General features: G+C 55.4%; 18 protein-coding genes. 7 read left to right on the forward strand and 11 right to left on the reverse strand.

All coding sequences use genetic code 11. The features are described from left to right. Positions 1 to 120: 120 nt before the first annotated feature. From dnaG to ACW9KT_RS17700, 6 genes are all read left to right on the forward strand, one after another. Positions 121 to 2,175 (forward strand): DNA primase, encoded by a 2,055-nt coding sequence (gene dnaG / locus ACW9KT_RS17675; RefSeq protein WP_457082878.1) that lies wholly within the window; start codon positions 121 to 123, stop codon positions 2,173 to 2,175. 144 nt (positions 2,176 to 2,319) lie between these two features. Then, positions 2,320 to 3,504 (forward strand): glycosyltransferase family 4 protein, encoded by a 1,185-nt coding sequence (locus tag ACW9KT_RS17680; RefSeq protein ID WP_457082816.1) that lies wholly within the window; start codon positions 2,320 to 2,322, stop codon positions 3,502 to 3,504. An 11-nt stretch (positions 3,505 to 3,515) separates the two neighbouring features. Then, positions 3,516 to 4,688 carry a glycosyltransferase gene (locus ACW9KT_RS17685; protein WP_457082818.1) on the forward strand — a complete coding sequence of 391 codons (1,173 nt, stop codon included), beginning with the start codon at positions 3,516 to 3,518 and terminating at the stop codon, positions 4,686 to 4,688. A gap of 94 nt (positions 4,689 to 4,782) precedes the next feature. After that, positions 4,783 to 5,598 carry a pyrroline-5-carboxylate reductase gene (gene proC / locus ACW9KT_RS17690; protein ID WP_457082820.1) on the forward strand — a complete coding sequence of 272 codons (816 nt, stop codon included), beginning with the start codon at positions 4,783 to 4,785 and terminating at the stop codon, positions 5,596 to 5,598. A gap of 212 nt (positions 5,599 to 5,810) precedes the next feature. Further along, entirely contained in the window at positions 5,811 to 7,055 is a 1,245-nt protein-coding gene (locus ACW9KT_RS17695) for a bifunctional 3,4-dihydroxy-2-butanone-4-phosphate synthase/GTP cyclohydrolase II (RefSeq protein WP_457082822.1), read from the forward strand. Positions 7,056 to 7,098: 43 nt separating this feature from the next. Next, positions 7,099 to 7,914 (forward strand): hypothetical protein, encoded by an 816-nt coding sequence (locus tag ACW9KT_RS17700; protein WP_457082824.1) that lies wholly within the window; start codon positions 7,099 to 7,101, stop codon positions 7,912 to 7,914. Positions 7,915 to 8,010: 96 nt separating this feature from the next. Here the strand turns inward: ACW9KT_RS17700 and ACW9KT_RS17705 are convergent, their stop codons facing one another. The 8 genes from ACW9KT_RS17705 to ACW9KT_RS17740 form a co-directional block, all read right to left on the reverse strand. After that, a complete protein-coding gene (locus ACW9KT_RS17705; protein WP_457082826.1) occupies positions 8,011 to 8,778 on the reverse strand; it encodes an ABC transporter permease in 768 nt (255 codons plus the stop codon). 201 nt (positions 8,779 to 8,979) lie between these two features. Further along, complete coding sequence (locus ACW9KT_RS17710) at positions 8,980 to 9,876, reverse strand: ABC transporter ATP-binding protein (RefSeq protein WP_457082828.1); 897 nt, start codon at positions 9,874 to 9,876, stop codon at positions 8,980 to 8,982. A 90-nt stretch (positions 9,877 to 9,966) separates the two neighbouring features. Further along, a complete protein-coding gene (locus ACW9KT_RS17715; RefSeq protein ID WP_457082830.1) occupies positions 9,967 to 11,709 on the reverse strand; it encodes a M14 family metallopeptidase in 1,743 nt (580 codons plus the stop codon). A gap of 177 nt (positions 11,710 to 11,886) precedes the next feature. Beyond that, complete coding sequence (locus ACW9KT_RS17720; RefSeq protein WP_457082832.1) at positions 11,887 to 13,521, reverse strand: DUF4394 domain-containing protein; 1,635 nt, start codon at positions 13,519 to 13,521, stop codon at positions 11,887 to 11,889. Positions 13,522 to 13,906: 385 nt separating this feature from the next. Continuing rightward, complete coding sequence (locus ACW9KT_RS17725; protein ID WP_457082834.1) at positions 13,907 to 15,523, reverse strand: DUF4394 domain-containing protein; 1,617 nt, start codon at positions 15,521 to 15,523, stop codon at positions 13,907 to 13,909. Between the two features lie 377 nt (positions 15,524 to 15,900). Next, positions 15,901 to 17,481 carry a DUF4394 domain-containing protein gene (locus tag ACW9KT_RS17730; RefSeq protein ID WP_457082836.1) on the reverse strand — a complete coding sequence of 527 codons (1,581 nt, stop codon included), beginning with the start codon at positions 17,479 to 17,481 and terminating at the stop codon, positions 15,901 to 15,903. A gap of 314 nt (positions 17,482 to 17,795) precedes the next feature. Next, the gene (locus ACW9KT_RS17735) at positions 17,796 to 18,230 is read right to left on the reverse strand and encodes a DoxX family protein (protein WP_457082838.1); all 435 of its coding nucleotides are present in this window, start codon (positions 18,228 to 18,230) and stop codon (positions 17,796 to 17,798) included. 111 nt (positions 18,231 to 18,341) lie between these two features. Continuing rightward, entirely contained in the window at positions 18,342 to 19,022 is a 681-nt protein-coding gene (locus ACW9KT_RS17740) for a hypothetical protein (RefSeq protein WP_457082840.1), read from the reverse strand. A 141-nt stretch (positions 19,023 to 19,163) separates the two neighbouring features. On the opposite strand from ACW9KT_RS17740, the gene surE reads away from it, so the two are divergent. Further along, positions 19,164 to 20,018 carry a 5'/3'-nucleotidase SurE gene (gene surE / locus ACW9KT_RS17745; RefSeq protein ID WP_457082880.1) on the forward strand — a complete coding sequence of 285 codons (855 nt, stop codon included), beginning with the start codon at positions 19,164 to 19,166 and terminating at the stop codon, positions 20,016 to 20,018. Positions 20,019 to 20,089: 71 nt separating this feature from the next. Here the strand turns inward: surE and ACW9KT_RS17750 are convergent, their stop codons facing one another. From ACW9KT_RS17750 to ACW9KT_RS17760, 3 genes are all read right to left on the reverse strand, one after another. Further along, complete coding sequence (locus ACW9KT_RS17750) at positions 20,090 to 21,739, reverse strand: DUF4394 domain-containing protein (protein WP_457082842.1); 1,650 nt, start codon at positions 21,737 to 21,739, stop codon at positions 20,090 to 20,092. Between the two features lie 197 nt (positions 21,740 to 21,936). Continuing rightward, a complete protein-coding gene (locus ACW9KT_RS17755) occupies positions 21,937 to 23,502 on the reverse strand; it encodes an ABC transporter permease/substrate-binding protein (protein WP_457082844.1) in 1,566 nt (521 codons plus the stop codon). Next, positions 23,490 to 24,581, reverse strand: coding sequence for an ABC transporter ATP-binding protein (locus ACW9KT_RS17760; protein ID WP_457082846.1), 1,092 nt, complete (start codon positions 24,579 to 24,581; stop codon positions 23,490 to 23,492). Before ACW9KT_RS17760 ends, ACW9KT_RS17755 begins: the two co-directional genes overlap by 13 nt. Positions 24,582 to 24,740 lie beyond the last annotated feature (159 nt).

Raw genomic sequence — 24,740 nt, forward strand, 5'->3', positions numbered from 1 at the left:
TTTAGGCAAGTGTACATTGATTGAGGTACCGCTCAGCTTCAGCCCAATGCAGGGTATTAGGAAGAGGCGGTAGTTTGTGCAGCAGGCATGTACCTTTGCCCTTCCAATTTGCCCCCGACCGTGGCCCGCATCCCGAAAGAAACAATAGATCAAATTCTGCACTTAGCCGACATCGTAGAGGTAGTCGGCGACTTTGTGAGCCTCAAGCGCAAAGGCCAGAATATGTGGGCCTGTTGCCCATTTCACCACGAAAAGTCCCCCTCGTTTTCGGTAGCGCCGGCTAAGGGGCTGTACAAGTGCTTTGGCTGCGGCAAAGCCGGCGGAGTGGTACAGTTCATCATGGATATTGAGGGCAGCAGCTACGTGGAGGCCCTCAAATACCTGGCGAAGAAGTACGGCATCGAGATTCAGGAGGAAGAAAAAACGCCTGAGCAACAGCTTGTTCAAAACGAGAAAGACTCCCAATACATCGTTTCTAACTGGGCTAAAGACCATTATCATAAGCTCCTGCTGGAGTCGGAAGAAGGCCAGAGTATTGGTCTGAGCTACCTACGCCAGCGCGGCCTGAACCAGCAAACCATTCAAACCTTCGAGCTGGGCTACTCACTCGATCTGTGGGACGATTTGCTAAAAGCAGCCGAAAAAGCTGGCTACGAGCGCAAATACCTCGAAAAGACGGGTCTGGCCATTAAGAAAGAAGGCGACCAGGGCCAAGATACCGGCCGGCGCTACGACCGGTTTCGGGGCCGGGTCATGTTCCCGATTCACAACGTGGCGGGGCGTACCATTGGCTTCGGGGCGCGCACGCTGAAGGCTAATGACAAGACGGCCAAGTACCTGAACTCGCCTGAATCGGATATTTACCATAAGTCGGATGTGCTCTACGGCATGTACCAGGCCCGGCAGGCAATTCGGGCCGAGGAAACGTGCTACCTAGTAGAAGGCTACCTCGACGTGCTCAGCCTTCACCAGGGCGGTATCAAAAACGTGGTGGCATCGTCGGGTACTTCACTCACCGAGAGCCAGATCCGGCTTATTGCCCGCTACACCGACAACGTTACGGTACTCTACGACGGCGACGCGGCCGGCATCCGGGCCTCTCTGCGCGGCATCGACCTGATTCTGGAAGGCGGCCTGAACGTGCGCGTGGTGCTCTTCCCCGACGGCGACGACCCGGACAGCTACATCCGCAAAGTAGGCGACCAGCGCTTTCGCGAGCACCTCGAAAACCACAGCAAGGACTTCATTAGCTTTAAAACCGACCTAGTGGCGCGCGAAGCCGCCCAGGACCCGGTCAAGAAAGCCGAAGCCATCCGCGACGTGCTCCAGAGCATTGCCAAAGTGCCCGACCCAATCAAGCGGCAGGTCTTCTTGCAGCAGACCTCGGGCACGTTCGGGATTGACGAGCAAGTGCTTATTACCGAGTACAACAAGCTGGTGAAAGGTGCGGGGGGCAAAAATGCCCCCCAGAGTGCTGGCGCGGCAGCGCCGGCCGCTACTCCTTCGGCTCCCCGAACCCAACAGTCTCCGACCAGCTTCCGGCCGCTCTCGCCCGAAGAGGAAGCTGAAGCCGCCATGTACGGCGCCCCGCCCGATGCATTTGCCCCCCAGACCCTAGATGGAGGTGCCGCCGAGGAGCAGGAGCCGGTGCCGGATGTGCTTCAGGCCTGCGAGCGGGAAATCGTACGACTAATTTTGCTGTACGCGCCCCAGCAGCTGGCCCCCGAAGTAAGCGTGGCCCAATACTTATTTGGCCAGTTGGAGGAAAACGTCTTCCTGACGCCTATTTACGCCGATCTGCTGCACATCTGCCGCACCGAAATGGAGCAAGGCCGCTGGCCCGACGTGCGCACGCTCATCCAGCACGGGCGTGGTGATATCCGCCAGCTGGTAAGCGACTTAGCTACCGAAAAGTATGAACTGAGTCCCAACTGGACTACCCACCAGATCTACGTGCCCCGCGAAATTGACTTGCTCCAACAAGCCTGCGACAACGCCGTGCTGCGCCTCAACAAGTGCACTGTGCAGCGCGAACTAGCCACCCGCCTCGACGCCCTGCGTCAGCCCATGGACGAAGCCAGCCTGATGGAAACTCTGCACGCTATCAAGCTGCTTAAGCAGATGGATAACCAGCTGGGGGGCATGCTGGGCACCGTTATTCCGCGGAGCGGATAGCACAGTTTAATTAGCCACGCTTCGGACCTGAGCCAGCGGCTGGCTTTGTCGGTTGGGCGTTCTTCGTAGCTTTGCTGCCTTCTGGATTTACCATTATCCCCCTTTTGTTATAAGTCTGTGCATATTTTGCAGCTCTGTTCGCGCGTGCCTTTTCCGCCCCACGATGGAGGAGCTATTGCCATGTATGACGTTGCTGCCGGCCTAGCTCACCAAGGTCACCGTGTAACCGTACTGGCCGCCAACACACCCAAGCACCATCAGTCGGATGAGGTGCTGAGCCACCTGCCCGGCGTCCGCCTGATTACCGTGCCCGTCGATACACGCCTGAACCCACTGAAGGCGCTGAAAAACCTGCTCAGGGGCAAGGTGCCTTACAATGTGGAGCGCTTTGTAAGTCCGCAGCTGGCTGATAAACTGACTCACTTATTGCGCACTGAGCGCTTTGATGTTGTACAAGTGGAAGGCACTTTTGTAGCCTGGTACGTAGATGTTATCCGGGCTCAGGCCCCAAATATGCCCGTGGTGCTTCGCGCTCATAACGTGGAGCATACCATCTGGGCGATGCTGGCCGAGCGGGAGCGGAATCCGGTCAAGAGCTTGTATCTACATCATTTGGCCAGAGGGCTGAAGCGCTTTGAGGAAAAATACCTTCCCCGCTTCGATGCGGTAGCCGCAATTACCCCCCCAGACCAGCGCCGGCTGCGGGCCTTGGGCTGCCCCGAGCCAGTGGTATTCGTCCCGGCTGGTGTCGATTTGAGTCGGTTTAAAACTGATCCTGCAATCTGCCCCAAGCCTAAAAGCTTGTACATGATTGGCTCCTTAAACTGGCTGCCCAATCTGGAGGGCCTCGACTGGTTTTTAACCCACGTATGGCCGCAGGTGCACGAGCGCATGCCTGACCTTGAGCTGCACTTGGCGGGCAAAGAAACGCCCGAGCGCATCTTGCGCTTAAGTGGCGCCAACGTATTCGCTCATGGCTTCGTGGAATCTGCCCCTGACTTTATGCAGCGCTATGAGCTCATGATTGTGCCTCTGCTGAGTGGGGGAGGAATGCGGGTGAAAATCATTGAGGGAATGGCCTTGGGCAAGTGCATTATTAGTACAGGCCTGGGCTCGGAGGGCATTAGCGTGCAAAACAACCACGATATCGTGCTTTGCGACGAGCCCAGTGAGTGGATTAACCGCATTGAGAGCTACTACAATGGCGACCTGCCACACGCCCAAATAGGAGCGGCAGCGGCTCAAACTATCAGAAGTACCTACGACAATCGGCTGGTGATAGAGCGCTTCGTAGAGTTGTACCGTACCTTGGCCGCGCCCGGTGCGTAACTTTGCCCCCCATGAAGCTGCTCGTCTTGCTGTCTCGGTTTCCTTACCCGCTCGACAAGGGCGATAAGCTACGCGCGTTTCATCAATTGCGCTACTTGTCTCAGCACCACGAGATTTGCCTTTTTGCCCTGACCGATGAGCCTGTATCGGCGGCCGCGCGGGCCGCGGTAACCCCGTTCTGTGCCGGCGGGCTTCACGTGCATGCGCTGCGTCGCCCCCGTATTGCCTTAAATATGACCCGGGCCCTGGCCGATGGGCGCCCGTTGCAGGTGGGCTATTTCCATGATGCCGATGCGCAGCGCAGGCTGAATGAAGTGCTGGTGGCTTTTCGGCCCCACCATGCGTATTGTCAGCTTATACGCATGGCTGAATACCTGCGCCCCCATGCCCGGCATGTGCCCTGCACCATCGATTATATGGACGTGTTTTCGGCTGGGATGCTGCGCCGGGCCGAAAAAGCCCCCCAATGGCAGCGCCCTGTGTTTCAGCTCGAAGCGCGACGCCTGCAAGCCTACGAAGCGGCGGCGTTCGACTGGTTTCGCCACCACACCATCATTTCCGACCAGGACCGTCAGCTTATCGACCATCCACGGCGGGCCGAAATTGAAGTGGTGCTGAATGGCATTGATACTAAGTATTTTCGACCCGTGCAGAGCAGAACAGAGTACGAGCTGCTGTTTTGTGGCAACATGAACTATCATCCTAATGTGGATGCGGCCGTGTTTTTGGCTGAGGAGATTCTGCCCATCGTTCGCCAAAGCCATCCAAAAGCCCGCCTACTAATTGCCGGCACCACGCCGGCTCCGCGGGTGCAGGCGCTGGCCTCACCGGCCGTTACCGTCAGTGGCTGGCTGGCCGATATTCGGGAAGCCTACGCGGCAGCGGGTGTATTTGTGGCGCCCATGCGGGTAGGTACAGGCCTGCAGAATAAGTTGCTCGAAGCTATGGCTATGCGCTTGCCCTGCGTAACCACGCCTCTGGCAAACAATGCCTTGCGCGGTACGCCCGGTGAGCACCTATTAGTAGGGCAAACAGCCGACGAACTGGCCGCGCATATCAGCGATCTACTTGCCCAACCCACTGAAGCTGCTTTATTAGCTACTCAAGGACTTGATTTTGTGCGCAAAAACTACAATTGGGCGTCGGCTACCAGCAGGTTGGAGCAATTGTTCAAAAAGGCGTAGAAAAGAGCCTTGTTCTAGCGGCTATTGTGCAAATTATACTCATGGCACAAGGCTTCGCGGCGGCAACCATTTACTCAGCTTAGCAAGATTTCTCATGAACAAGAACCTACGCATCGCCATTCTGGGCTGTGGCAATATGGGGCAGGCCTTTGCCAAAGCTTTTCTGCAATACAACCTCGTGGCTCGCACTGATATGCTTCTCATCGGCCGCGACGATGCCTATTGCCAGCGACTGGCGAGTAGCTTGCCGGGCCTACCGTCAGGGCTGCTTTCCGAAGCCGTGGGTACTTTTGATGTGGTGTTGATTGCCGTGAAGCCCCAAGATTTCAGCCGCGTGGCCGATGGGTTGCGGCAGGTGCTGCAACCCAATCAGATTGTGCTTTCCATCATGGCAGGCATCCCGATTGCGCGCTTGCAACGGGAGTTGGCCCACCGGCAGGTGCTGCGCGCCATGCCCAATACGCCAGCCCTGTTGGGCATGGGCATTACGGGCTTTTCGGCCTCGCCGGAAGTGGAGCGGTTGCGTCTGCACCAGGTAGAGAACCTGCTGAATGCTACCGGCCGCTCTATTTTTCTGGAAGATGAAAGTCTGCTGGATGCCGTGACGGCTGTGAGTGGCAGCGGCCCTGCGTATTTCTACTACATCGTGCAGGCCATGATGCGGGCAGGGCAGGAACTAGGCTTTTCGGAGTCAGTGGCGGGGCTGTTGGTGAAACAGACAATGCTGGGAGCCTTTCATCTGCTTAATAACTCCGACCAAAGCATTGACCAACTCATCGCCAACGTAGCTTCAAAAGGAGGTACTACTGAAGCAGCGTTGCGTACGTTTCGAGCAGGCAACCTAGCCGAGACGCTCGTTGATGGCATCAAGGCGGCGCAGCAACGCGCTACGGAGTTAGCCAAGGAGTAAGAAGAAATAACTGGGAATGAATTGGAGGACGATTAGCTTCCCTCCTTAGTAAGCAGGGGAGCTGATCGTTCGCGAATTCCCTTGCGAAGCCCCATAACTTCAAGCCCCGTAACTTCGCGCTGCGGTTGGTGGTTATTCAACCAGCTTTGCGGTTAATTTCCCTGAAAAGGCCCCCCAGCCGCTCTATCCTTACATCTGCACCATCTACGTTCATGCTTAATTCAATAGAAGACGCCATTGCCGATATCCGCGCCGGCAAAGTTGTGATTGTGGTCGACGACGAAGACCGCGAGAACGAAGGCGACTTTATCTGTGCCGCTCGTTGCGCCACCCCCGAGGTCGTCAATTTCATGGCTACGCACGGCCGGGGCCTGGTGTGCGCGCCGCTAACCGAAGACCGCTGCGATGAGCTGGGTCTGGAGCTAATGGTAGGCCGCAATACCGCTCTGCACGCGACCCCCTTTACCGTATCAGTCGATTTGCTGAAGAATGGCGTCACGACCGGTATTTCTGCTTCCGACCGCTCCAAAACCATTCTGGCACTCATCGATCCGGCTACGAAGCCTGAGGAACTGGGTCGCCCAGGCCATATTTTCCCTTTGAAGGCCCGCAAAGAAGGCGTGCTGCGCCGTGCCGGCCACACCGAGGCGGCCGTCGATTTGGCCCGGCTGGCTGGCTTTGAGCCGGCGGGCGTACTGGTTGAAATCCTGAAGGAAGACGGAGAGATGGCCCGCGTGCCTGATCTAGAAGAAGTAGCCAAGCGCTGGAATCTGAAGCTGATTTCGGTGCAGGATCTGATCAAGTACCGCCTGGCCAAGGAAAGCCTCATCACCCGCGACATTACCGTGAAATTGCCCACCACCTGGGGCGATTTCGACTTATACGCCTTCACCCAGCGCTCCAACGGCGCCCAGCACTTAGCGCTAGTAAAAGGTGACCTGAATGGCTCCGAGCCGCCGCTGGTGCGCGTGCACTCCTCGTGCGTGACCGGCGATATTTTCGGCTCCTGCCGCTGCGACTGTGGCCCCCAACTGCACCGCGCCATGACGCAAATCGACCAGGCCGGTCGTGGCGTGGTGGTGTATATGAACCAGGAAGGCCGCGGTATTGGCTTGCTCAATAAGCTGAAAGCCTACAAGTTGCAGGAGCAGGGTCGCGACACGGTGGAAGCTAATGTAGAGCTGGGCTTTGGGATGGATGAGCGCGACTACGGCGTAGGCGCGTCTATTCTGCGCGACTTGGGCATCAGCAAGATGCGCCTGCTCACCAACAACCCTCGCAAGCGAACAGGCTTGATGGGTTACGGCCTTGAAATTGTCGAAACCGTGCCCATCGAAATTGAACCCAACCAGCACAACCAAAGTTATTTGGCTACCAAGCGCGATAAGCTGGGCCATCTGATTCTGAGCGAGCTGCACCCCGTTGTAACGACGGCTTCCAACGAAAAAGAATCGTAGCAAATAGCCCGAAAACGCGTTTTTTGGCTATATTACTTTGGCTATGAAAACCCTGCGTTCCCTCTTCAGTATTGGTGCGGCCACCCTAGCGCTCAGCTTGTTTTCGGCGTCGGGTGCTCAGGCTCAGCGCACTAACTTTGTGCAGGAGTTCGCGGGTAGCACCGTGCTCCTGGCGAATGGTGATACGCTGGAAGGCCCACTAGTGCTGCATCGCAATGAAGACGTGGTGCGCATGACCATGCCCAACAACACAATAAATACCCTCTCGGCGGTGGCCGTGCAAAGCTTTGCCGTAAAAGGCGAGCAGTACGACCGCCGCCGCGACGCGTTTTATTACGACGATTTCTACGACGCGCGCCGGGGCTACTTCTACGGCAGCCCGGCCTTTTTCAACGGCCCCCTGCCTAAGCGCCGGGAGCGGCCCGATACCAGCTTGGTGCGCGTATTTCGGACTTACCGCTGGAATCGCGACAACGACTACAGCGACTACAAATCGCCTGCGTTTTTTGAGCAGCTTAGCAGCGGGCCCACGGTCTTATTGCGACGCGAGGCTCTGGTAGAACGGCCCGTGTACGCCAATAGTCCGTACGGTTACGGCGGCTTTGGCGGCTACCCCTACGGCGCTTCGCGCTACGCGGGATCTTACTCCGAGATAAAAGACAATTTTTACCTGGGCACGACTACTGGCTCTATTATTCCGCTGCGTAACCCGAAAAAGGATTTGCTGGCCGTTTACCGCAAACAGGCCCGACAAATTGAACAGTACGCCAAGCAAAACAACCTGGACTTTACCAACGCGCGTGAACTGGCTTACATCGTGAACTATGCCAATTCGCTAACAAGCGACCCGCAGCCTTAAGCCGTTAACCGTTGCTAGCATTAAAAAGCCCCCCAACTGAGTCAATTCTCGGCTGGGGGGCTTTTTGATGACAGAAAACGAATTGCTTGGCCTGATCTACATATCGCGGTAGCGAATTAGCAGGTAGCTCAGCAGCCAAAAGATGCCAGCATAAGCCAACGTCAGGGGGATGGCTTGAGCGGCGGTGAGAGCACTGGTTGGCCCCGTCATGGTATCGAGGATAGCCTGCGTGGGATTGGGTGTGAGGGCAGAAAATACTTTAGTAGGAAAGTATCGGTCGATGTGGTCGGCGACGGGCAGGCGCAGCAACGGCTCGATAACCCAGGAATAGAGCAGAAAGAGCAAGATGGCCGGCCCGCTCTTGCGGATCAAAAAGCCAAATAAGGCCGCCAGGCTTAGGTAGCCCAGGGCCTGCACGCCGTAGCGCAATAACGCATCAAACAGGCCCTCGGTGGCAGGGGAGCTAGTTTCATCGGCGTGCTGCAAGCCAAAGTAAAGGCCAACGAGTAGCACCACTACAACGCCAAACGCCGCCAGCAGGCCCGATACGGCTAGCTTACCCTGAATCAGGCCAGCCGGCGAGCTGCCATCGATGAGCTGCTGGCGAAACGTGCGAAACTGAAACTCGTCGGTAATCAGAATGATAAGCAGAATGCCGAGCAGCAAGTGAAAGTAGCTGGCCACGTAAGCCAGCTTGCCCCACAGGCCCGGAAACGCATACAGGCTGCTGCCAACCGTTTGCCCGTTGATAGTAACGTTGCTCCCGACCGAGACGAAGAATGTCAGCAGCACCGCGAATAGCAGCAGTACAATCCAGACCGTGCGATAAGGCAGGAGCTTCCGGAGTTCAGCGCGTAAGAGCATGATGTAAGAGGAGGAATGAATAAAATAATATTGAATGAAATAAGCAGCGCGTCATGCAGAGGCGGAGCCGAAGCATCTCGCGTGGGGTCGTTGCAATACTGCCTCACTTGAAAGCTCAGCATGACAATTAGCGTGGCAACATCAGCCCGCGAGATACTTCGTTGCTGCTCAAGGCGCAGAAATCCTGCATGACGGTCTGACCTACTTGGTCAGTTCTAAAAAATGCGTTTCCAGGCTGCGGTGGCGTACTTCGAGGCCATTGAGAACCAGACCTTGCAGGAAAAGCGCCTGATTCAGCTCTGCGGGCGAATGGCTGGGTGCCAGTACGGCGCTGACACTGCCACCCGCCTCGGGCCGTACATCTGTTATCCATGAAAAGCCCCCCAGCGCCTCCAGCAGGGCTGCCGACGACGCGTTGGGAGCTAAGCGCACCACTACGCGGTCGGCTACAGCTAATATGTCACCGACGGAGCCGGCGGCGCGCAACTCCCCGCGCTGCAACACGGCCACGTGGGTGCATACCTTCTCAATCTCATCGAGCAGGTGGCTGGCCAGAATAATGGTTTTGCCCTCGGCGGCGAGGCGCAGCACAAGAGCGCGCACTTCTGCAATACCTTGCGGATCAAGGCCATTAGTGGGCTCGTCGAGCACCAGCACCTCTGGGCGCCCGAGCAGGGTGGAGGCCAGGGCCAAGCGTTGCTTCATGCCCAGAGAAAAATTCCGGAATGCGTCGTGCTGGCGGGCGGCCAGGCCGGTCAGCTCCAGGGCCTCGGTGATGCTGGCCGGATCGGCGCGCTTCACATCGGCGGCTATTTGCAGGTTTTGGCGAGCAGATAGGTAAGGGAAAAAGTTAGGCGTTTCAAGCAAAGCGCCCACCCGACGCTTGCTGGCGCTCGAAATTTGCCCCCCAAACCAGCGCACCGTGCCGCCCGAGGGCTGCAGCACGCCCAGGGCGAGGCCTAGCGTAGTGGTTTTGCCACTGCCGTTTGGCCCCAGCAGGCCGTACACGCTGCCGGCCTCTACCGTGAGGTTGAGCCCGCGCAGGGCTGGGGTGCTCCCGTAGCTTTTCGAGAGATTGTCCAGTTCGAGAATGGCCATTCGTTGAGCGTAGTAATAGTAATTGAGGTCGGCGGGGCACAAGAACGCCAGAATATTCTGCGAAGAATGCACCCCTGAAAACTTGTTGGCTTATTCAATAGGTAAATTGCCCCCCAGCCAGCGCGCCACCGGGTAGCGCAGGTACGACTTTTCGTAGTGGGGGGAGCGGCGGTAAATGAAGTCGAGCTGAGCGGCGGCATTTTGGGCGAAAGCGGCATCTTCCTTCTTGCTGGTTTCGAGCTGCTGCCGAAGCTGCGGGTCGCGGCGCAGCAGCTCGGCGGCTAGGTCCTCGAACACATAATCGGAGAAGTGCTCTTTTTGCTGCAGAATACTGTCAAAAAAGCCCCAATTGAAAAACGAATCGGTGGCCTGGGGCTCCAAGGTCTCGACCAGGTAGCGCACGGCCGGCTGATTGAGCATCACAACAAAGTCGCCTTTCCGAAACGCTAAGGCCTGCTGCTCAGCGCGGAGCTTTACCTGCGAGTGCAGGTAATGGCCCTCGTAGGGGCGAGGCGAAGTTTTATAGTCCTCCACGTAGTACACTTCCGCCGTGAGGGTGGTGTCGCGGCGCAGACGCTGGAGCTGCACGCCGCTCAGGCGCAATCGCTCCAGCACTTCGCCCCAGGCCTGCGGAATAATGTAGGCTGTGGGCCGGCGCACTGTAGTTGTGGGGCGGTAGGTGTGGTAGTACTTAACTGGCCGGGTAAACGGTGCTTTGCGGTCATAATACAGGCGCGGCTGCCCACTCACTTCGCTGGGTTTGGTGCGACCCTCGTAGCCCCGGAAGTTGAATTTGTCGACCTGGGTGGTGTCGAGCTTCCAGGTCAAGGGAAAGTCAGTTTGGGTGCGGGTTCGCTGGTCGGCGGCGGCGCGGGCCTGGGCGATGAGAGCCGCATCCTGATGTACGGTGCGGATCATTAACTCAAGAAAATCGTAGGTGACGCGCACCCGGGGGGCAAATTCCTTGAGCATGTGGGTCTCCGTCACGAAGCCCAGCGTATTGAACAATGTTGTGTAGCCGGTGGAGTAGCGCGGCGTTTCCAGAAAGCCCCGCAGTCCACTCTCAGGTGTGCGGCCTTCAAAGTCGACGTAGGGTGTTAAGGGCCATTTCTTCTTTTCCATGCCCGCATACAACGATGGCAAAAGCCGTTGCTGCATGTATTGGTTTACGGCCGGATGTAATTTGTCTCGCTGAGTGTCGATCAGCGTCATGGTATACTGATAATCAGCGCCATTAGAGGTATGAGTGTCAACAAACACTTCCGGTTTCCAGCGTTGAAACAAAGCCGCGAAGCTACGGGCGTTGCGCGAGTCCTGTTTGATGTAGTCGCGGTTCAAATCGAGGTTGCGGGCGTTGCCGCGGAAGCCATATTCCTGGGGGCCATTTTGGTTGGCGCGGGTTGTGCTGTTGCGATTCAACGCTCCATCTACGTTGTAAATCGGAATAAGAACCAATGTCACATTTTCCAGTTGGCGCCGCAGTTCTTTCTTCTGCACATAGTCCCGTACCAGCATCATACTAGCGTCGATGCCTTCAGGCTCCCCGGGGTGAATGCCGTTTTGAATAAAGACGACGCGCCGGTTTTTAGCCCGAACCGAAGCCGGGTCCGCGTCTCCATCCAAGGACACGACAACCTCGTGCAGGGGCTGGCCGATGTCGGTGGTGCCGGCCTCGCGCAACGTAATTTCGGGGTAGGCCGCGTCGAGCCTTTTATAGTACTCTATGCACTCGGTGTAAGTGGCGGTGGTGTTGCCGTTGCCTTTCTCGAAGGGCGTGCGCCAATCGGTGGGAGCGGTGAAAAGCAGGGAGACGGAAAGGAGCAGGGGGAGCATACAGCGCGACGGAATTTTCCGCAATCAACGCCAAAAAAACAGAATCCTAGTCTGTTCAAATTTAAGTTGGCTAAATCGAAAGAATAAATAGTGACAATTCAGAGCAAACACGAAAAGGCCCCGACTCGAGAGTCGGGGCCTTTTCGTGTTTGCTCTGAATTATAGTATGTGGTCGGCTTAGAAGCCTAAGCCCACAGCAAAGCCTCGATGCACTTCGGTACCAGCATTCTGAATGAAAATATTAATAGGCCGCACCAACGTACCGGTACCCGTTGCCAAATTAATTGTGTAGAGTTGGGGACGATTGTCAACGCTAACTAATGCGTAGGCAGTGTTACTGATGCCACCAATATCCATGTGTCGCACATCAGCCCCCACATTGCCGATCTCAACCAGATTGCCACTGCTAGGGGGATCTATCTGATATAGCTTGCTATTGGAGAATTGAGCAATGCCGGCTGCATAGAGCTTGGTCGACGTAGCGCCAGTGAAATTATTATCGTAAGCGGCGGCGGTTAATCGTCTGGGAGAAGGGCCTCCATCAACGTAACCCTCGGCGATAGCTACGCCCGTGGTTGGATTCACCTGCAGGTTCTGGCCCGAATTACTTACAATGCGAATGCGGTCCGTAACAGGGTTGAAGTCAAAGCCATATACTGCGCGGTCTATCAGAATACTTACATCTGCCACGCGGGTAACAGCACCTGTACCCAAGTCGATAGTGTAAAGGCGACTAGGCCGCGGTAAGCCAGTTCCCTGATAATTTGCCAAAGCGTAGAGCTGACCTGTGGCTGGTCGGAAATCCAGACCGTCTATAATTTCGTCTGCTGGCAGCCCCCGAATAGCCTTCGACTCGAAGATTGCCGCGTCTGTTGGATCGAGAAGCGTCAGATTGTCAAATTTGGTATTTGGGCCATTTGTGGTACTGGAGACAACATAGGCAATTGGCCGACTACGAATAGCAATGCTGGTGTAGTTGAGACTTGCGCTGTATTCCGCCAACGTTTGCGTTCTTTGATCCACGCTTGTTCGTAGATTCACGGAAAACAGGGTTGGTTTGCCATTGACCGTAAAAAGGCCCAGAGCAGTACCCGTCTTGGCATCGATGTCGAAGCCGCCGTCTCCGCTGATGTTTAAGCCCAAAGAGCCCATTGCTGTCTCGATGCCTTCATCAATCCCAGGACCTTGAGAATCAATACTGGCTAGATAGAGCTGCTGGTTCTCCGTATTGATAGCATAGCGGATCGAAATACTTTCTCCGGCGTTGCCAACATATGCAAAAGCCGTTAGCGCGGGGCCTGCTATTCGACTGAAGGTATTGACTACGGCCCCCGTCTCTGGGTGCAAGCGTATACTTTGACCAGTGTTTGTGCCTACCCGGATCCGGTCAAATTCGGGGTTGAAGTCAAACCCCACTAAGTCGCCCGTCAGTGCAGGCGTGAAAGGACCTGCTCCGACAGCCCGAGCCACCCCCGTGTTCTGATTAATTACATACAGACGGCTGGTACTGCCAACCCCATAGAGCTGGCCCGTAGCCGGGCGAAAGTCCATCGCTAGAATACGTTCGCCACTCTGCAGGCCAGTGATGGAAACTGAGTTAATTCTGGTGGCTGGATCCTTAGTGGAGTAGGCATCCAGCCTCGTTCCTCCCGACAAGGCGTAGAAGGGAATATCAAGCCCTAGATTGGGGAAGGTAGGCGGGGTGGGGTTGGGCTTGGGGAAGTACTTCTCGAAGATGTCTTCGCAGCTGCTGAGCGAAGTCATAAGCATGGCAGCCACGCCCCATTTGGCGAGGGAAGAGGTTTTTAGCATAGAAACCAGAAAATAGGATGAAAGGATGAAGATCTTGAAATCGAGATAGTTAGCCTACGCAGTTGGTGTGCACTTAGATATGCTTATTTCGCTAGAAAATTAAATTACTTTTAGAATCCAACTTGATTCGGCAGCCGATAAATAGCCGCTCAGCAGCTAGCTATAGTAAAAGCGCCAGACAAAGAAGACCTGTCGCTCTAGGCAGTTGGAGCAAGCTCTGCTAGCTTAACTTTATTTGGTCGTTTACGTCCGATTCAGCCAGATTACTCTGTTCACCTCGTAGAGCCGGTATATTAAGCATCGGCAATCCATAAGGCGGAAGAAAACCTATACCAAAAAGCCCCCCAGATGTCGTCTGGGGGGCTTTTTGGTTGGATTATGAGCTTTAAAATCCTAAGCCCACCGTAAATCCACGCAACTGATATTGTCCTCGGTCCGAGATGCGAATAAAGTCAAAGTCACCAACTAGGGTAGCTGCTCCCGTTGCCAGGTTAACCGTATATAGTTGGCTAGGCCCTGGCCGCGAGACATTGGAAAAGCCAGACGGGGTGTGCATTAAGTAAGCCGTATTGCTCAGCCCGCCAATGTCAAAGTGAGTATCGTCTCCTACGTTGATGCCCAGGCTACCAATCTCCCTTAACGTACCCGCGTTGGGCGGACTCTGAAGATATAGCTTATCAGTTCCGTAGTCAACAACATAGAGGTTAGTAGTGCTGGTCCCCGTGAAATTATTGTCGTAGGCTGCCGCATTAAGGAGCGTTGAGTTCGGGGTAAAAGGTGCATCTCGGGGAGCTTGTCCCGCAGCTAAATCTATCCGCCAATTTATTCCATTAGGAGCTACATAGCGTAAGACGTCGGTTACCGGATCAAAATCCAATCCGGCCACAACGCTCGGTAGATTCATGCTTAATCGAGATACTAAAGTAGCCGCGCCCGTAGCGGGGTTTATGGTGTATATACCCCTTAAGTCACCCAGGGCGTAAAGCTGCCCAGTACTTGGCCTGAAGTCCAAGCCTTTTAACAGCTCACCATCAGTTATACCTGTAATGGGTTTATTGGTGAAGGTGGAGGGATCAGTCGGGTTGAAAATCAATAGCTCGCTGGAGCAGGAGCTACCGGTCGAGCATAAATTAGCTGCGGCGTAAGCTACGGGCTGGGTGCGAATGGCTAGGCCCGAGTAGCCTAAACTCGCACTGTACTGGGCTAAAGGCCGCGCCGCGCCCGAAGTGAGGTCAACGGAGAAGAGCGTCGGTTGCCCATTGACGGCATATAGGCCCAGGGCAGTACCAGACTTGGCATCGATATCGAAGCCCCCGTCGCCCGAGATATTGAGGTTGAGCGCGCCTATCGGGGCTATGGTGCCACTATTGGGTGAGTTGACTATATAGAGTTGCTTATCCAGCGAGTTGATGGCGTAGAGGGCAGTGGTAGAAGCCCCACTTATATTATTTGTGTACGCTACTCCCGTCAGCATGGCCCCTGGAGCACCATTTATAGCCTCGTCGGTGGCGTCAGTGGCCCCCGTTTCGGGGTTGAGGCGTAGGTTCTGGCCAGTGGAAGAAACTACCCGGATACGGTCTACACTGGGGTTGAAATCGAAGCCTGCTACGCCCCCAACTATCGCGGGTGTGAAGGCTTGAGTACCGATAACTCGGGCAACTCCCGTGATTTGATTGATCACGTATAAGCGGTTATTACTGCCTAGCCCGTAAAGTTGGCCTGTGGCAGGGCGGAAATCAATGGCCAAGATGCGTTCCCCATTCTGGAGGCCGGTGATAGAAACTGAGTTAATTCTGGTGGCTGCATCCTTGGTGGAGTAGGCATCCAGCCGCGTTCCTCCCGATAAGGTATAGAAGGGAATGTCTAGCCCTAAGCTGGGAAAGGTAGGCGGAGTGGGGTTAGGTTTGGGGAAGTACTGCTCCAGAATGTCTTCGCAACTACTCAGCGACGACACGAGCAGGACGGCCAGGCCCCATTTGGCGAGGGGAAAGGTTTTTAACATACGAACAGGATTATAGGATGAAAAAAAGAATCAATAGTACTGATTGATTTTTCCCTACGGTTGTCTTTTCTACTTAGATGTTACTATTATTAAAAATTTTCTAAAAAAACTTTAGGAAGGCATACATATGTACAGAATACTGCTCTAGGGACTTTTTGGTAGTTACATAAGTCTTAGCCTGTTGTTATTTAAGTACTGTGGCCTCGCATGCCGCATACTAGTAAGAGGGAGCAAGTCTGTTCATGCGAGTTCTACTACTGCTCGACTTAGTGACCATTCCGTAAAGTTGTAATCACAAAGTGGTTCACAAAAAGAAAAAAGCCCCAGCTCACAAGCTGGGGCTTTTTTGGTCGAAGGCGTTAAGTCGGACGATAAGCTTAAAAGCCTAAGCCCACGGCAAAGCCAGTAAAGAGTTGGCCCCTAAGTTCCCGTAGTGGCGTTTGAGCTCCAGTAGTCAAATTAATCGAGTAAATCATCGCAGTGAATGAACCCCCAAGTCCGTAAGCCATATTGGTCGTTCCCCCAATATCAAGATGGTCGATGTTATTTCTCAAAGAATTGATTGCCAGCAAAGTGCCTGCATTAGGCGGATTTTGTAGATACAGGCTACTAATGTTGGAGGAGTTAACACCAGAGGTGTATAAGTTGGTCGTCGTGGCGCCAGCGAAGTTGTTATCGTAGGCTGCCGCATTACCACTTATGCCACTAGGATTAATACGACCATCGGCAATAGCTACGCCGTCTACCGGATTCACCCGCAGATTTTGGCCCGTACTACTCACAATGCGAATGCGATCAGCTACTGGGTTGAAGTCAAAGCCAATGCTACCACGTTCTAAAGGGATGCTAAGGGTAGCCACGAAGGTGGCTTGGCCAGTGCCTAGGTTAAAAGTATAGAGACGACTGGAAGAAGTCAGCGCATAGAGTTGGCCCGTCGCTGGCCGGAAGTCTAGACCGACGATCAGATCCTCGCTGTCAATGCCACTAATTGTTCTGGATTGGTAAGACCTAGGATTGGAAACATCAGTGGGGTCAAAGGACAATAACTGAACATTTACTAATCGTCTCGTTTGTGGATTATCAAAAGCTTCCGTCACATACGCGACGGACTGGGTGGGGATGGCAATACCACTATAGTTCAGGCTAGCAGCGTACTCGGCCAGAGGGCGGGCCGCGCCCGTGCTCAGATCTACCGTGAACAAGGTCGGTTTGCCCTGCACAGTATAAAGGCCCAGGGCCGTGCCGGTCTTGGCATCAATGTCAAAGCCGCCGTCCCCGCTGATGTTTAGGTTCAGGCTGCCCACGGGCACAAGCGTGCCGTCATTGGGTGGGTTGATCAGGTACAGCTGCTGGTTCTGGGTGTTGATAGCATAAAGAGCCGTACTCGTTACTCCATTGATATTGTTGGTGTAGGCAGCAGCCGTAATGCTAGCACCCGCGGCCCCGTTCAGGACGCCATCGGTAGCCGCCACGGTGCCCGTCTCAGGATTGAGGCGCAGGTTCTGCCCCGTAGAGGTCACCAGGCGGATGCGGTCGACAGTGGGATTAAAATCAAAGCCCACCAGATTGCCGGCGACGGCCGGGGTGAAGGCTCCTCCGCCAATAGCGCGAGCTGCGCCGGTGTTCTGGTTGATTACATAGAGGCGGCTGCCACTGCTCACCCCGTAGAGCTGACCCGTAGCGGGGCGGAAATCGATGGCTAGCAGTCGCTCGCCGCTGGTTAAGCCCGTAATGGCCACAGAAGCTGTGCGTGTGGCCGCGTTCTTGGTGGAGTAGGCATCAAGTCGAGTGCCTCCTGATAGGGCATAAAACGGAATGTCTTGGCCTAAGGCAGGAAAATTGGGGGTGGTAGGGTTAGGCTTGGGGAAATACTGCTCTAAGATGTCTTCGCAGCTGCTCAGCGACGATAATAAAAGGACAGCCACGCCCCATTTGGCGAGGGAAGAAGATTTTAGCATAGAACCAAGAAAATAGGATGAAAGTGAGAAAGAATTATGTTTATCTGGTGTAAGCCTTACGTTGCTGCTGAGCAAACGGATGTTGATGCTATAGTAAATTGATATATTAATTTTCAATGCTTGTTACTCATCATCTGAAAATGGCCTTTTTGAGCTTATACGTTGATATTTAATTGATTTATAAATCTCATAAAACAATGAAAAATAAGAGGCCTCCGCTCTGTATATAGGACAAAAAAAGCCCCCGTAGCGGAGGCTTTCTGAATAAGAGTAGCGCTTTATTGAAGGCTTTACAGAATTAAATTAATTCTGGACTAGTACAGCTGTGCTTGTTCTGGAAAAAGCAATTGGTCTACGCTGTAGCGGCCCGGACCAATAAATAGCAAACCCAAAAACACGAAAGCTGCCTCGACGGCGTGAGAATAACCCCCAAAACCATCGCCTTTGCTTACGTGCATAATGGCGGCCATTATCATGGTGATGAGAAGGGCGAAACACGTGATTCTAAAGAACAATCCTACCGCCAATAATTGCCCCCCAATAGCCTCTGCTGCTGCGGCTAAAAACCCCCAGGCAGTAGGAGCAAAATCAAGCCCGACGAGCTTCATTACACCACCAACCTCAGTCCATGCGGCTTGGCCTCCCATGAGCTTTGGGTAGCCGTGAATAGTAAACATCATGCCCAGTCCCACTCGTAAAACCAACAACCCAAAATCACGCGTGCGGTAGGTGTTTTCAAAAAAAGTCATAGGCAGGAAATAACTATTTAGGGGAGTGAGATACTAAAAAGCCCCCCAGCGAGGCCGGAGACGTTGCCAAAGTACAAGAAATGCAACGAATCGCAACCGGCTCCCTCAAGGCTAGCGCCCTATTAATACTCCTATGATTCGGGTGGCTGTAGGTACATCGGCGGGTGCCATTTGCTCGGGGTGCTTGGTTGGCAACGACTGCTCATCAAGGAGCCACGCAATATTCCCAGCGTCCGACATAGCTACCAGCCCATCGGGCGTATGCTTTACAGAACTAATACCATACTGCTGGCGAGCCGCGCCATAGGGAGAGCCCACACCAATGCCATCGCCCGTGCGGTACTGTGGATCCATAACCCGAATGCGCCGGATGCGGTAGCTTCCCTGAGTGTCGGCTGCCATTTCCAGTAATAAAGGAGGCGCCGCGGGTTGTTGCGCATCCGTAACTTCATAAACTGGGTACGTGGTGTTGCCGCTGGTACGCATAGACTTGCGGCGGCGGCTTTCCGGAATCAGATATAATACGGCCTTTTCATGAGTGTTCAGACGCAGACGGCCAACCCGATCTTCACTGATGAGGTGCAGGGAGTCGGGGGTGGTGGGGTTAGTGGCTGATACGGGTTCCTTAGCCGTGCCAGGCGGGGGAGGCGTAGTAGCCGGTCGCTCAGAAACGAATGGCTGATCGTCGCTAGAGGCTGCGGGCGTTTGGGTAGGGGAAGAATCGCAGGCGCCAAGGGCAGATAGCGCCAGCAACACTAACACAACCCGGATGGAAGCAGAATAGTAGAACATAGTATCAAAACCATACGGTAGCAGCGTACTAGTCGTTGACTCTGAGGTTACTTAACACAGGCTTCATGGCCGCAAGCCGACTGCCTTGCCTACCTTTGCGACTCGACCTAACACTTAACCTGTTCTTTGCCAGTGACTGCTATATCCTCCAGACCCCTGATTCTTATCTCCAACGACGACGGCATCACAGCCCCCGGCATTGCTACACTTGTGCGCGTGATGCGCCGGATCGGCGAAGTAGTAGTGGTGGCGCCCAACTCGCCCCAGTCGGGCATGGGCCACGCTATTACCATCGGCCACCCGCTGCGGCTCGATGCCAGCACTATTTTCGAAGGCATTGAAGCCTATGAGTGCTCCGGCACTCCCGCCGACTGCGTAAAGCTAGCCAAGCACCACGTGCTCAAGGACCGCCAGCCAGATCTGGTGGTATCGGGCATTAATCACGGCTCCAATTCGTCGGTAAATGTGCTATACTCGGGCACGATGTCGGCGGCAATTGAAGCGGCCATCGAAGGGCTGCCAGCTATCGGCTTCTCTCTGTGCGACTATGGACACTCGGCTGATTTTTCTCACACCGAAGAGTGGGTGGAGCATATCACGCGCCAGGCACTAGAGCACGGTATTCCGGCTGGTACGGCCCTGAACGTGAACATTCCCAAGAAGTCGGACACGCCCATTCTGGGAGCCAAATTGTGCCGTCAGGCACGGGCTAAGTGGCAGGAGGAGTTCGACCTGCGCCACGACCCGCACAAGCGCCCCTATTACTGGCTAATAGGCAGCTTCGTGAACCTCGACGAAGGCGACGAAACCGACGAGTGGGCCCTGGCTCACAACTTCGTGTCAATCGTGCCCTGCAAATTCGACCTGACTGCCCGCGCTGGCCTAAAGCAGATGCAGCAGGGCTGGGAGCTACAGCTGCCTGGCCAGCCGGAACCTACTAGTATTCCAGCCGCTCAGCCCGTGGAGCCGGAGGATTATGGAGTTGTGAATCCGTAAGAATAAATCATAACATAAAAGCCCCCCAGACAGCTTCTGGGGGGCTTTTTTAATGTTCATCATTGTATTTGTTAGAAGCCTAAGCCTACCGCTAAACCTCTAGGGGACAAAAAGGGAGTGCCCGGCTCAAGGGTAAGGGGGCGAGCAACGGTGGTTGCGCCCGTCGATAAATTGATTGTGTTAACATTATAGTTAAAAAAAGCGCTTGCATCAGACGCTAATGTATAAGCAGTGTTAGTGGTACCACCAATATCGATCAGGAAATTACGTGGTGCATTACCTCTCTCTACCAGCGTACCAGCATTCGGTGGGTCTATCTGGTACAGCTTACCAGATCCAAGGGCGTACAAGCTGGTAGTAGTAGCTCCGGCAAAGCTGTTGGTGTAAGCCGCCGAACTAATCATCACGCCGCTCGGATTGATGGGCGAGTCTTCAGTGACTACACCGTTCGCCGGATTCACCTGCAGGTTGCGGCCCTCATCGGTCACGATGCGAATCTGGTCGGCCACTGGATTGAAGTCAAAGGCGTGGGGGCGCCCAAACCGTAAAGGAACGCTCAGATCAGCTACGCGCGTAAGCTGGCCGGTACCCAAGTCAATGGTGTAAAGGCGCGTGCTGGCTGGCAACGAAGGTTCGGCGCTGCCAAACCGAGATGAGCTGCCTAAAACCAGCGCATAAAGCTGCCCAGTAGCAGGGCGAAAATCTAACCCGGCAACTTCCTCATTGCGCTGAAGCCCCACCAAAGGTCTGTTCACGCGAGCAGTTGGATTAGATGGATCAGTTGGGTCAAAAATATAGAAGCGTGTTAATATTCCAGTGCCCAAAATCGTATATTCTGCCGCTAAATAGGCCACAGGCCGGGTAGGAATGGCTAGCCCGGTATAGTTGGTTGTAGCTGCGTACTGGGCTAGGGGGCGGGCCACTCCGGTAGCCAGATCCACTGCAAACAAGGTAGGATTGCCACTCACCGAGTACAAGCCCAGGGCCGTCCCTGTCTTGGCGTCAATGTCGAAGCCGCCGTCGCCCGAGATGTTCAGGTTCAGGCTCCCCACGGCCACGAGTGTACCATCGTTAGGCGGGTCCTGGCGGTAGAGTTGATCGGTAGCGGGGTCCAGATCATACAGTGCCGCGGTCGTAACCCCAGACACATTGTTGGTGTACGCGGCCCCGGTGATGGTGGCGCCTGCTGCTCCGTTGATCGAACCATCCGTGTTAGCTACCGTGCCCGTTTCGGGGTTGAGGCGCAGGTTCTGGCCCGTGCTGGTAATTAGGCGGATGCGGTCCACCGTGGGATTGAAGTCGAAGGCCGCCACCTGATTCCCCGCTACCCCCGGCCGGAAAGCCTCGGTGGTCAGGGCCCGAGCGGCCCCGGTATTCTGGTTGATCACATAGAGGCGGCTACCACTGCTTACCCCATAGAGCTGACCGGTAGCGGGGCGGAAGTCAATGGCTAGGATGGTCTCGCCACTGCCCAGGCCCGTGATGGAAACCGAGCTTATGCGGGTGCCGGGGTTCGTGGTGGAGTACGCATCGAGCTTGGTGCCGCCCGAGAGGGCATAGAACGTAATATCCTGGCCTAAAGGCGGAAAGGTAGGGAGAGTAGGGGGCGGTGTAGGATTGGGCTTGGGGAAATACTGCTCGAAGATGTCTTCGCAGCTGCTGAGCGAGGTCATGAGCAGGACGGCCGCGCCCCACTTGGCGAGGGAAGAAGTTTTTAGCATATAAGCAATATAGTAGGATGGAATGAAGAAAAGATTGAACTACAACAATGCATCCTCTACGCTACTCTGCTATATTTAGATGCTACTAATTTTTATAATTTTTCTGATTTTTCTATCAAACTTAATGATCTCTTTTATCCGATGATAGGCAGTGTATGAATGGCAGCACACCCTACTAACAGCATAGAAACAAGCGGCTATCGGCGCAAATAAGCCCCCAGCTCCGATACCGAAGCAATCTGCAATCGGGCGGCTTGCTGCTGGCGCATAAGCAGCGCATAGGTGTTATTGAAACCCAATGGACTCAGCCATTCCAACTGATAGCGCTGTCGAAAGCCCGTTTGCACGTAGTCATACACGGCCCGCGGATTGCCCCCCAGCGAATCCAGAGTAGCTGGCGGGGGCTGGAGCAGCACCAATAGGCCCGTGCCGGTGTACTCCGGATACAGGTCGATGGCGCCGGTGCGCAGGGCCTCGAAGCAGATGCTGGTGCCGCCCAGGCCGGTTTTAGTAACGACATCCAGATTGGTGTAGCCTCGGATAAGGGCCGCGTACAGCTCCGTCAGAATATATTGCTCGGCAAAGATCTTGGAGCCTAGCCGGATGGTGGCGCCGCGCACGGGCAGCGGGTCGTGCCAAAGGCCGCGGTGGCGAAGAAAATCCTGAGCCACGGCGCGGGGCGTTTCGTGGCGGTAATCGACGCGGTAGTTGAGCTCCGTCATCACAGAATCGGTGATGCGACCGGCGAGCTTTTCTAGCACGGGGCGCAGCTCCGGGTGGGCCGCCAGCACTGATTGCCGCACCACGGGCGCGGCGTAATACGGAGGAAATGCCCCCTGATCGTCGCGCAGCACGCGCAAGTCGTAGGCCTTGATGCGGCCGTCGGTTGAATAGCCGTCGATTACGTCCACGTCGCGGTGGCGGGCGGCTTCGTACACCAGTGCCGGCGCCAGAATTACGTTGGGCAGCGGATTCAAATCATACTTCACTTGCAGGCCCGGCAGCCCATCGGCCCGCCCTACAAACTCGGGACTAAAGCCCGCCAGCAGCTTGCCCGTGGCGCGGGGCAGTAGGTACAGGCCAGCCAGCAAGGGAAGCAACGCCAGCAAAATGCCCCCCACGCGGGTAAGACGGCGGGCGCTGAGCTGTTGGAGCCGGGCCAGTGCCGCATCAAAAGCCAGCGCCAAGGCCGCAGCCGGAATAGCACCGGCCAGAATCATAGCTGGATTATTCAGGGCGATTCCCCCAAAGATGAACTCGCCCAAGCCGCCCGCCGCGATGTAAGCGGCCAGCGTGGCCACACCCACATTGATAACCGTAGCGGTGCGAATACCGGCAAACAATACGGGTAGCGCCAACGGCAGCTCCACCCGGCGCAGCACCTGACCGTCGGTGAAGCCCAGGCCGCGAGCCGCTTCTACCACAGCCGGACTTACGCCCTGCACACCAGCCAACGTATTGCGCACAATGGGCAGCAGAGAATACAGAAAAAGCGCGAAGATGGCCGGTTGCGGTCCGATGCCCAACAGCGGAATCAGGAAGCCGAGCAGGGCAATGCTGGGGATGGTTTGGAGCACGCCCGTAAAGCCCAGCACCGCCGGCGCCAGCCGCGGCCGACGCGTGAGCAGCAGCCCCAGCGGCACGCCTACCAGCACTGCCAACAGCAGCGAAGCCGCCGTCAGGCCAATGTGCTGCAGGGTTTGGTGGCCAAGCTTCCCGGCTTGGGATTGCCAAAAAGCAAGCAGCTCAGTTAGGACTTCCATGGCGTTTCGGCTTGACGAATGGCGTGAGCAAAAGCAGTCATCAGTTCGGGCAACGTGACGCGGCGCGGGGGGGCATTTTCATTTGCTCCTCGAACTAAAAGGTGACGAGCCGGCCTATTGAGTGGCAGTTCCGGTAGTGTCTTGGAGGCCGGCTCTGGTTCAGTTAGCAGTTCTAGTAATTCTTGAACCGAATGATTAAGTGCTAAGTGATTTTGATCTGATAATGAAGAGTTTATTTGAGACGAGATGTTGCCATGAATTGCTGTGTCTTCCTCGTTAGAGGGAAGATAATCGACTAGGTCAAGCAGGCGCAAGGTGCGTAGCTGCAGGGCTAGGCGCTCGGCGGCAAAGAAGGTGCGCACAAACTCGTTGGCTGGCTGAAAGAGCAGCTCGTATGGGGTACCCAACTGCTGTATTTGCCCCCCATTGAGCAGAGCAATTCGGTCGGCGAGCTCAAAGGCTTCGGTTACGTCGTGCGTTACGAGAACTATGGTTTTGGAGCGCAGCTCTTCTAACTCCCGGAACTCGCGGCGGATGCTCGCCCGCGTCACAGGGTCGAGGGCGCCGAAGGGTTCGTCGAGGAGCATGATGGGCGGATCGGCGGCCAGCGCACGGGCCAGGCCTACGCGCTGCTGCTGCCCGCCGCTGAGCTGGTGCGGGTACTGTTGCGCAAACCGCTCGGGGGGCAAATGCAGGCGCGTTAGCAGGGTCGTAGTGCGCTCGGCAATGGCAGCCGGCGCTTGACCCAGCAGGCGTGGCACCACGCCTATATTTTCGGCCACGGTATAGTGAGGCAACAAACCCACTTGCTGAATAACGTAGCCGATGCCGCGCCGCAGCACCTCAGGTGCTTGCTGGCCGGCCACCATCCCGTTAATTTCAACTGTGCCGGTGGTAGGCTCAATAAGGCGGTTGAGCATTTTGAGCAAAGTAGTCTTGCCGCATCCGCTGGGTCCTAGCAGCACTAGCGTTTCGCCCGCAGCCAGCTCAAACGACACGTTCTGTATCGCTACGTGGCCGGGGTAGTGTTTACTCAGGTCGCGAACGCGAATAACGGGTGGTGCAGGAGTAATGCTCAAGGGAAATAGCTGAAGGATATAGTCAGGAAGATAATGAATGAAGCTCCTGTTTGGGACGATAGCGCGAGCGACGTACAGAGCGAAGGCTTCACCTTGCGCCTCTTTGCCGCTGTCTTCTCAACAAGGCTCCATGATTTCCTGAGCCAGCGCCCGGAGAAA

The sequence above is a fragment of the Hymenobacter sp. HD11105 genome (assembly GCF_054051685.1).

What these genes read in the sequence shown, in the direction of transcription:
- ACW9KT_RS17735 (WP_457082838.1), bottom strand. Translation starts at nt 18,230, where the DNA reads ATGACTTTTTTTGAAAACACCTACCGCACGCGTGATTTTGGGTTGTTG.
- ACW9KT_RS17720 (WP_457082832.1), bottom strand. Translation starts at nt 13,521, where the DNA reads ATGCTAAAAACCTCTTCCCTCGCCAAATGGGGCGTGGCTGCCATGCTT.
- ACW9KT_RS17695 (WP_457082822.1), top strand. Translation starts at nt 5,811, where the DNA reads ATGCTTAATTCAATAGAAGACGCCATTGCCGATATCCGCGCCGGCAAA.
- ACW9KT_RS17710 (WP_457082828.1), bottom strand. Translation starts at nt 9,876, where the DNA reads ATGGCCATTCTCGAACTGGACAATCTCTCGAAAAGCTACGGGAGCACC.
- ACW9KT_RS17715 (WP_457082830.1), bottom strand. Translation starts at nt 11,709, where the DNA reads ATGCTCCCCCTGCTCCTTTCCGTCTCCCTGCTTTTCACCGCTCCCACC.
- ACW9KT_RS17750 (WP_457082842.1), bottom strand. Translation starts at nt 21,739, where the DNA reads ATGCTAAAAACTTCTTCCCTCGCCAAGTGGGGCGCGGCCGTCCTGCTC.
- ACW9KT_RS17700 (WP_457082824.1), top strand. Translation starts at nt 7,099, where the DNA reads ATGAAAACCCTGCGTTCCCTCTTCAGTATTGGTGCGGCCACCCTAGCG.
- ACW9KT_RS17705 (WP_457082826.1), bottom strand. Translation starts at nt 8,778, where the DNA reads ATGCTCTTACGCGCTGAACTCCGGAAGCTCCTGCCTTATCGCACGGTC.
- ACW9KT_RS17685 (WP_457082818.1), top strand. Translation starts at nt 3,516, where the DNA reads ATGAAGCTGCTCGTCTTGCTGTCTCGGTTTCCTTACCCGCTCGACAAG.
- ACW9KT_RS17740 (WP_457082840.1), bottom strand. Translation starts at nt 19,022, where the DNA reads ATGTTCTACTATTCTGCTTCCATCCGGGTTGTGTTAGTGTTGCTGGCG.
- ACW9KT_RS17755 (WP_457082844.1), bottom strand. Translation starts at nt 23,502, where the DNA reads ATGGAAGTCCTAACTGAGCTGCTTGCTTTTTGGCAATCCCAAGCCGGG.
- proC (WP_457082820.1), top strand. Translation starts at nt 4,783, where the DNA reads ATGAACAAGAACCTACGCATCGCCATTCTGGGCTGTGGCAATATGGGG.
- ACW9KT_RS17725 (WP_457082834.1), bottom strand. Translation starts at nt 15,523, where the DNA reads ATGTTAAAAACCTTTCCCCTCGCCAAATGGGGCCTGGCCGTCCTGCTC.
- ACW9KT_RS17730 (WP_457082836.1), bottom strand. Translation starts at nt 17,481, where the DNA reads ATGCTAAAATCTTCTTCCCTCGCCAAATGGGGCGTGGCTGTCCTTTTA.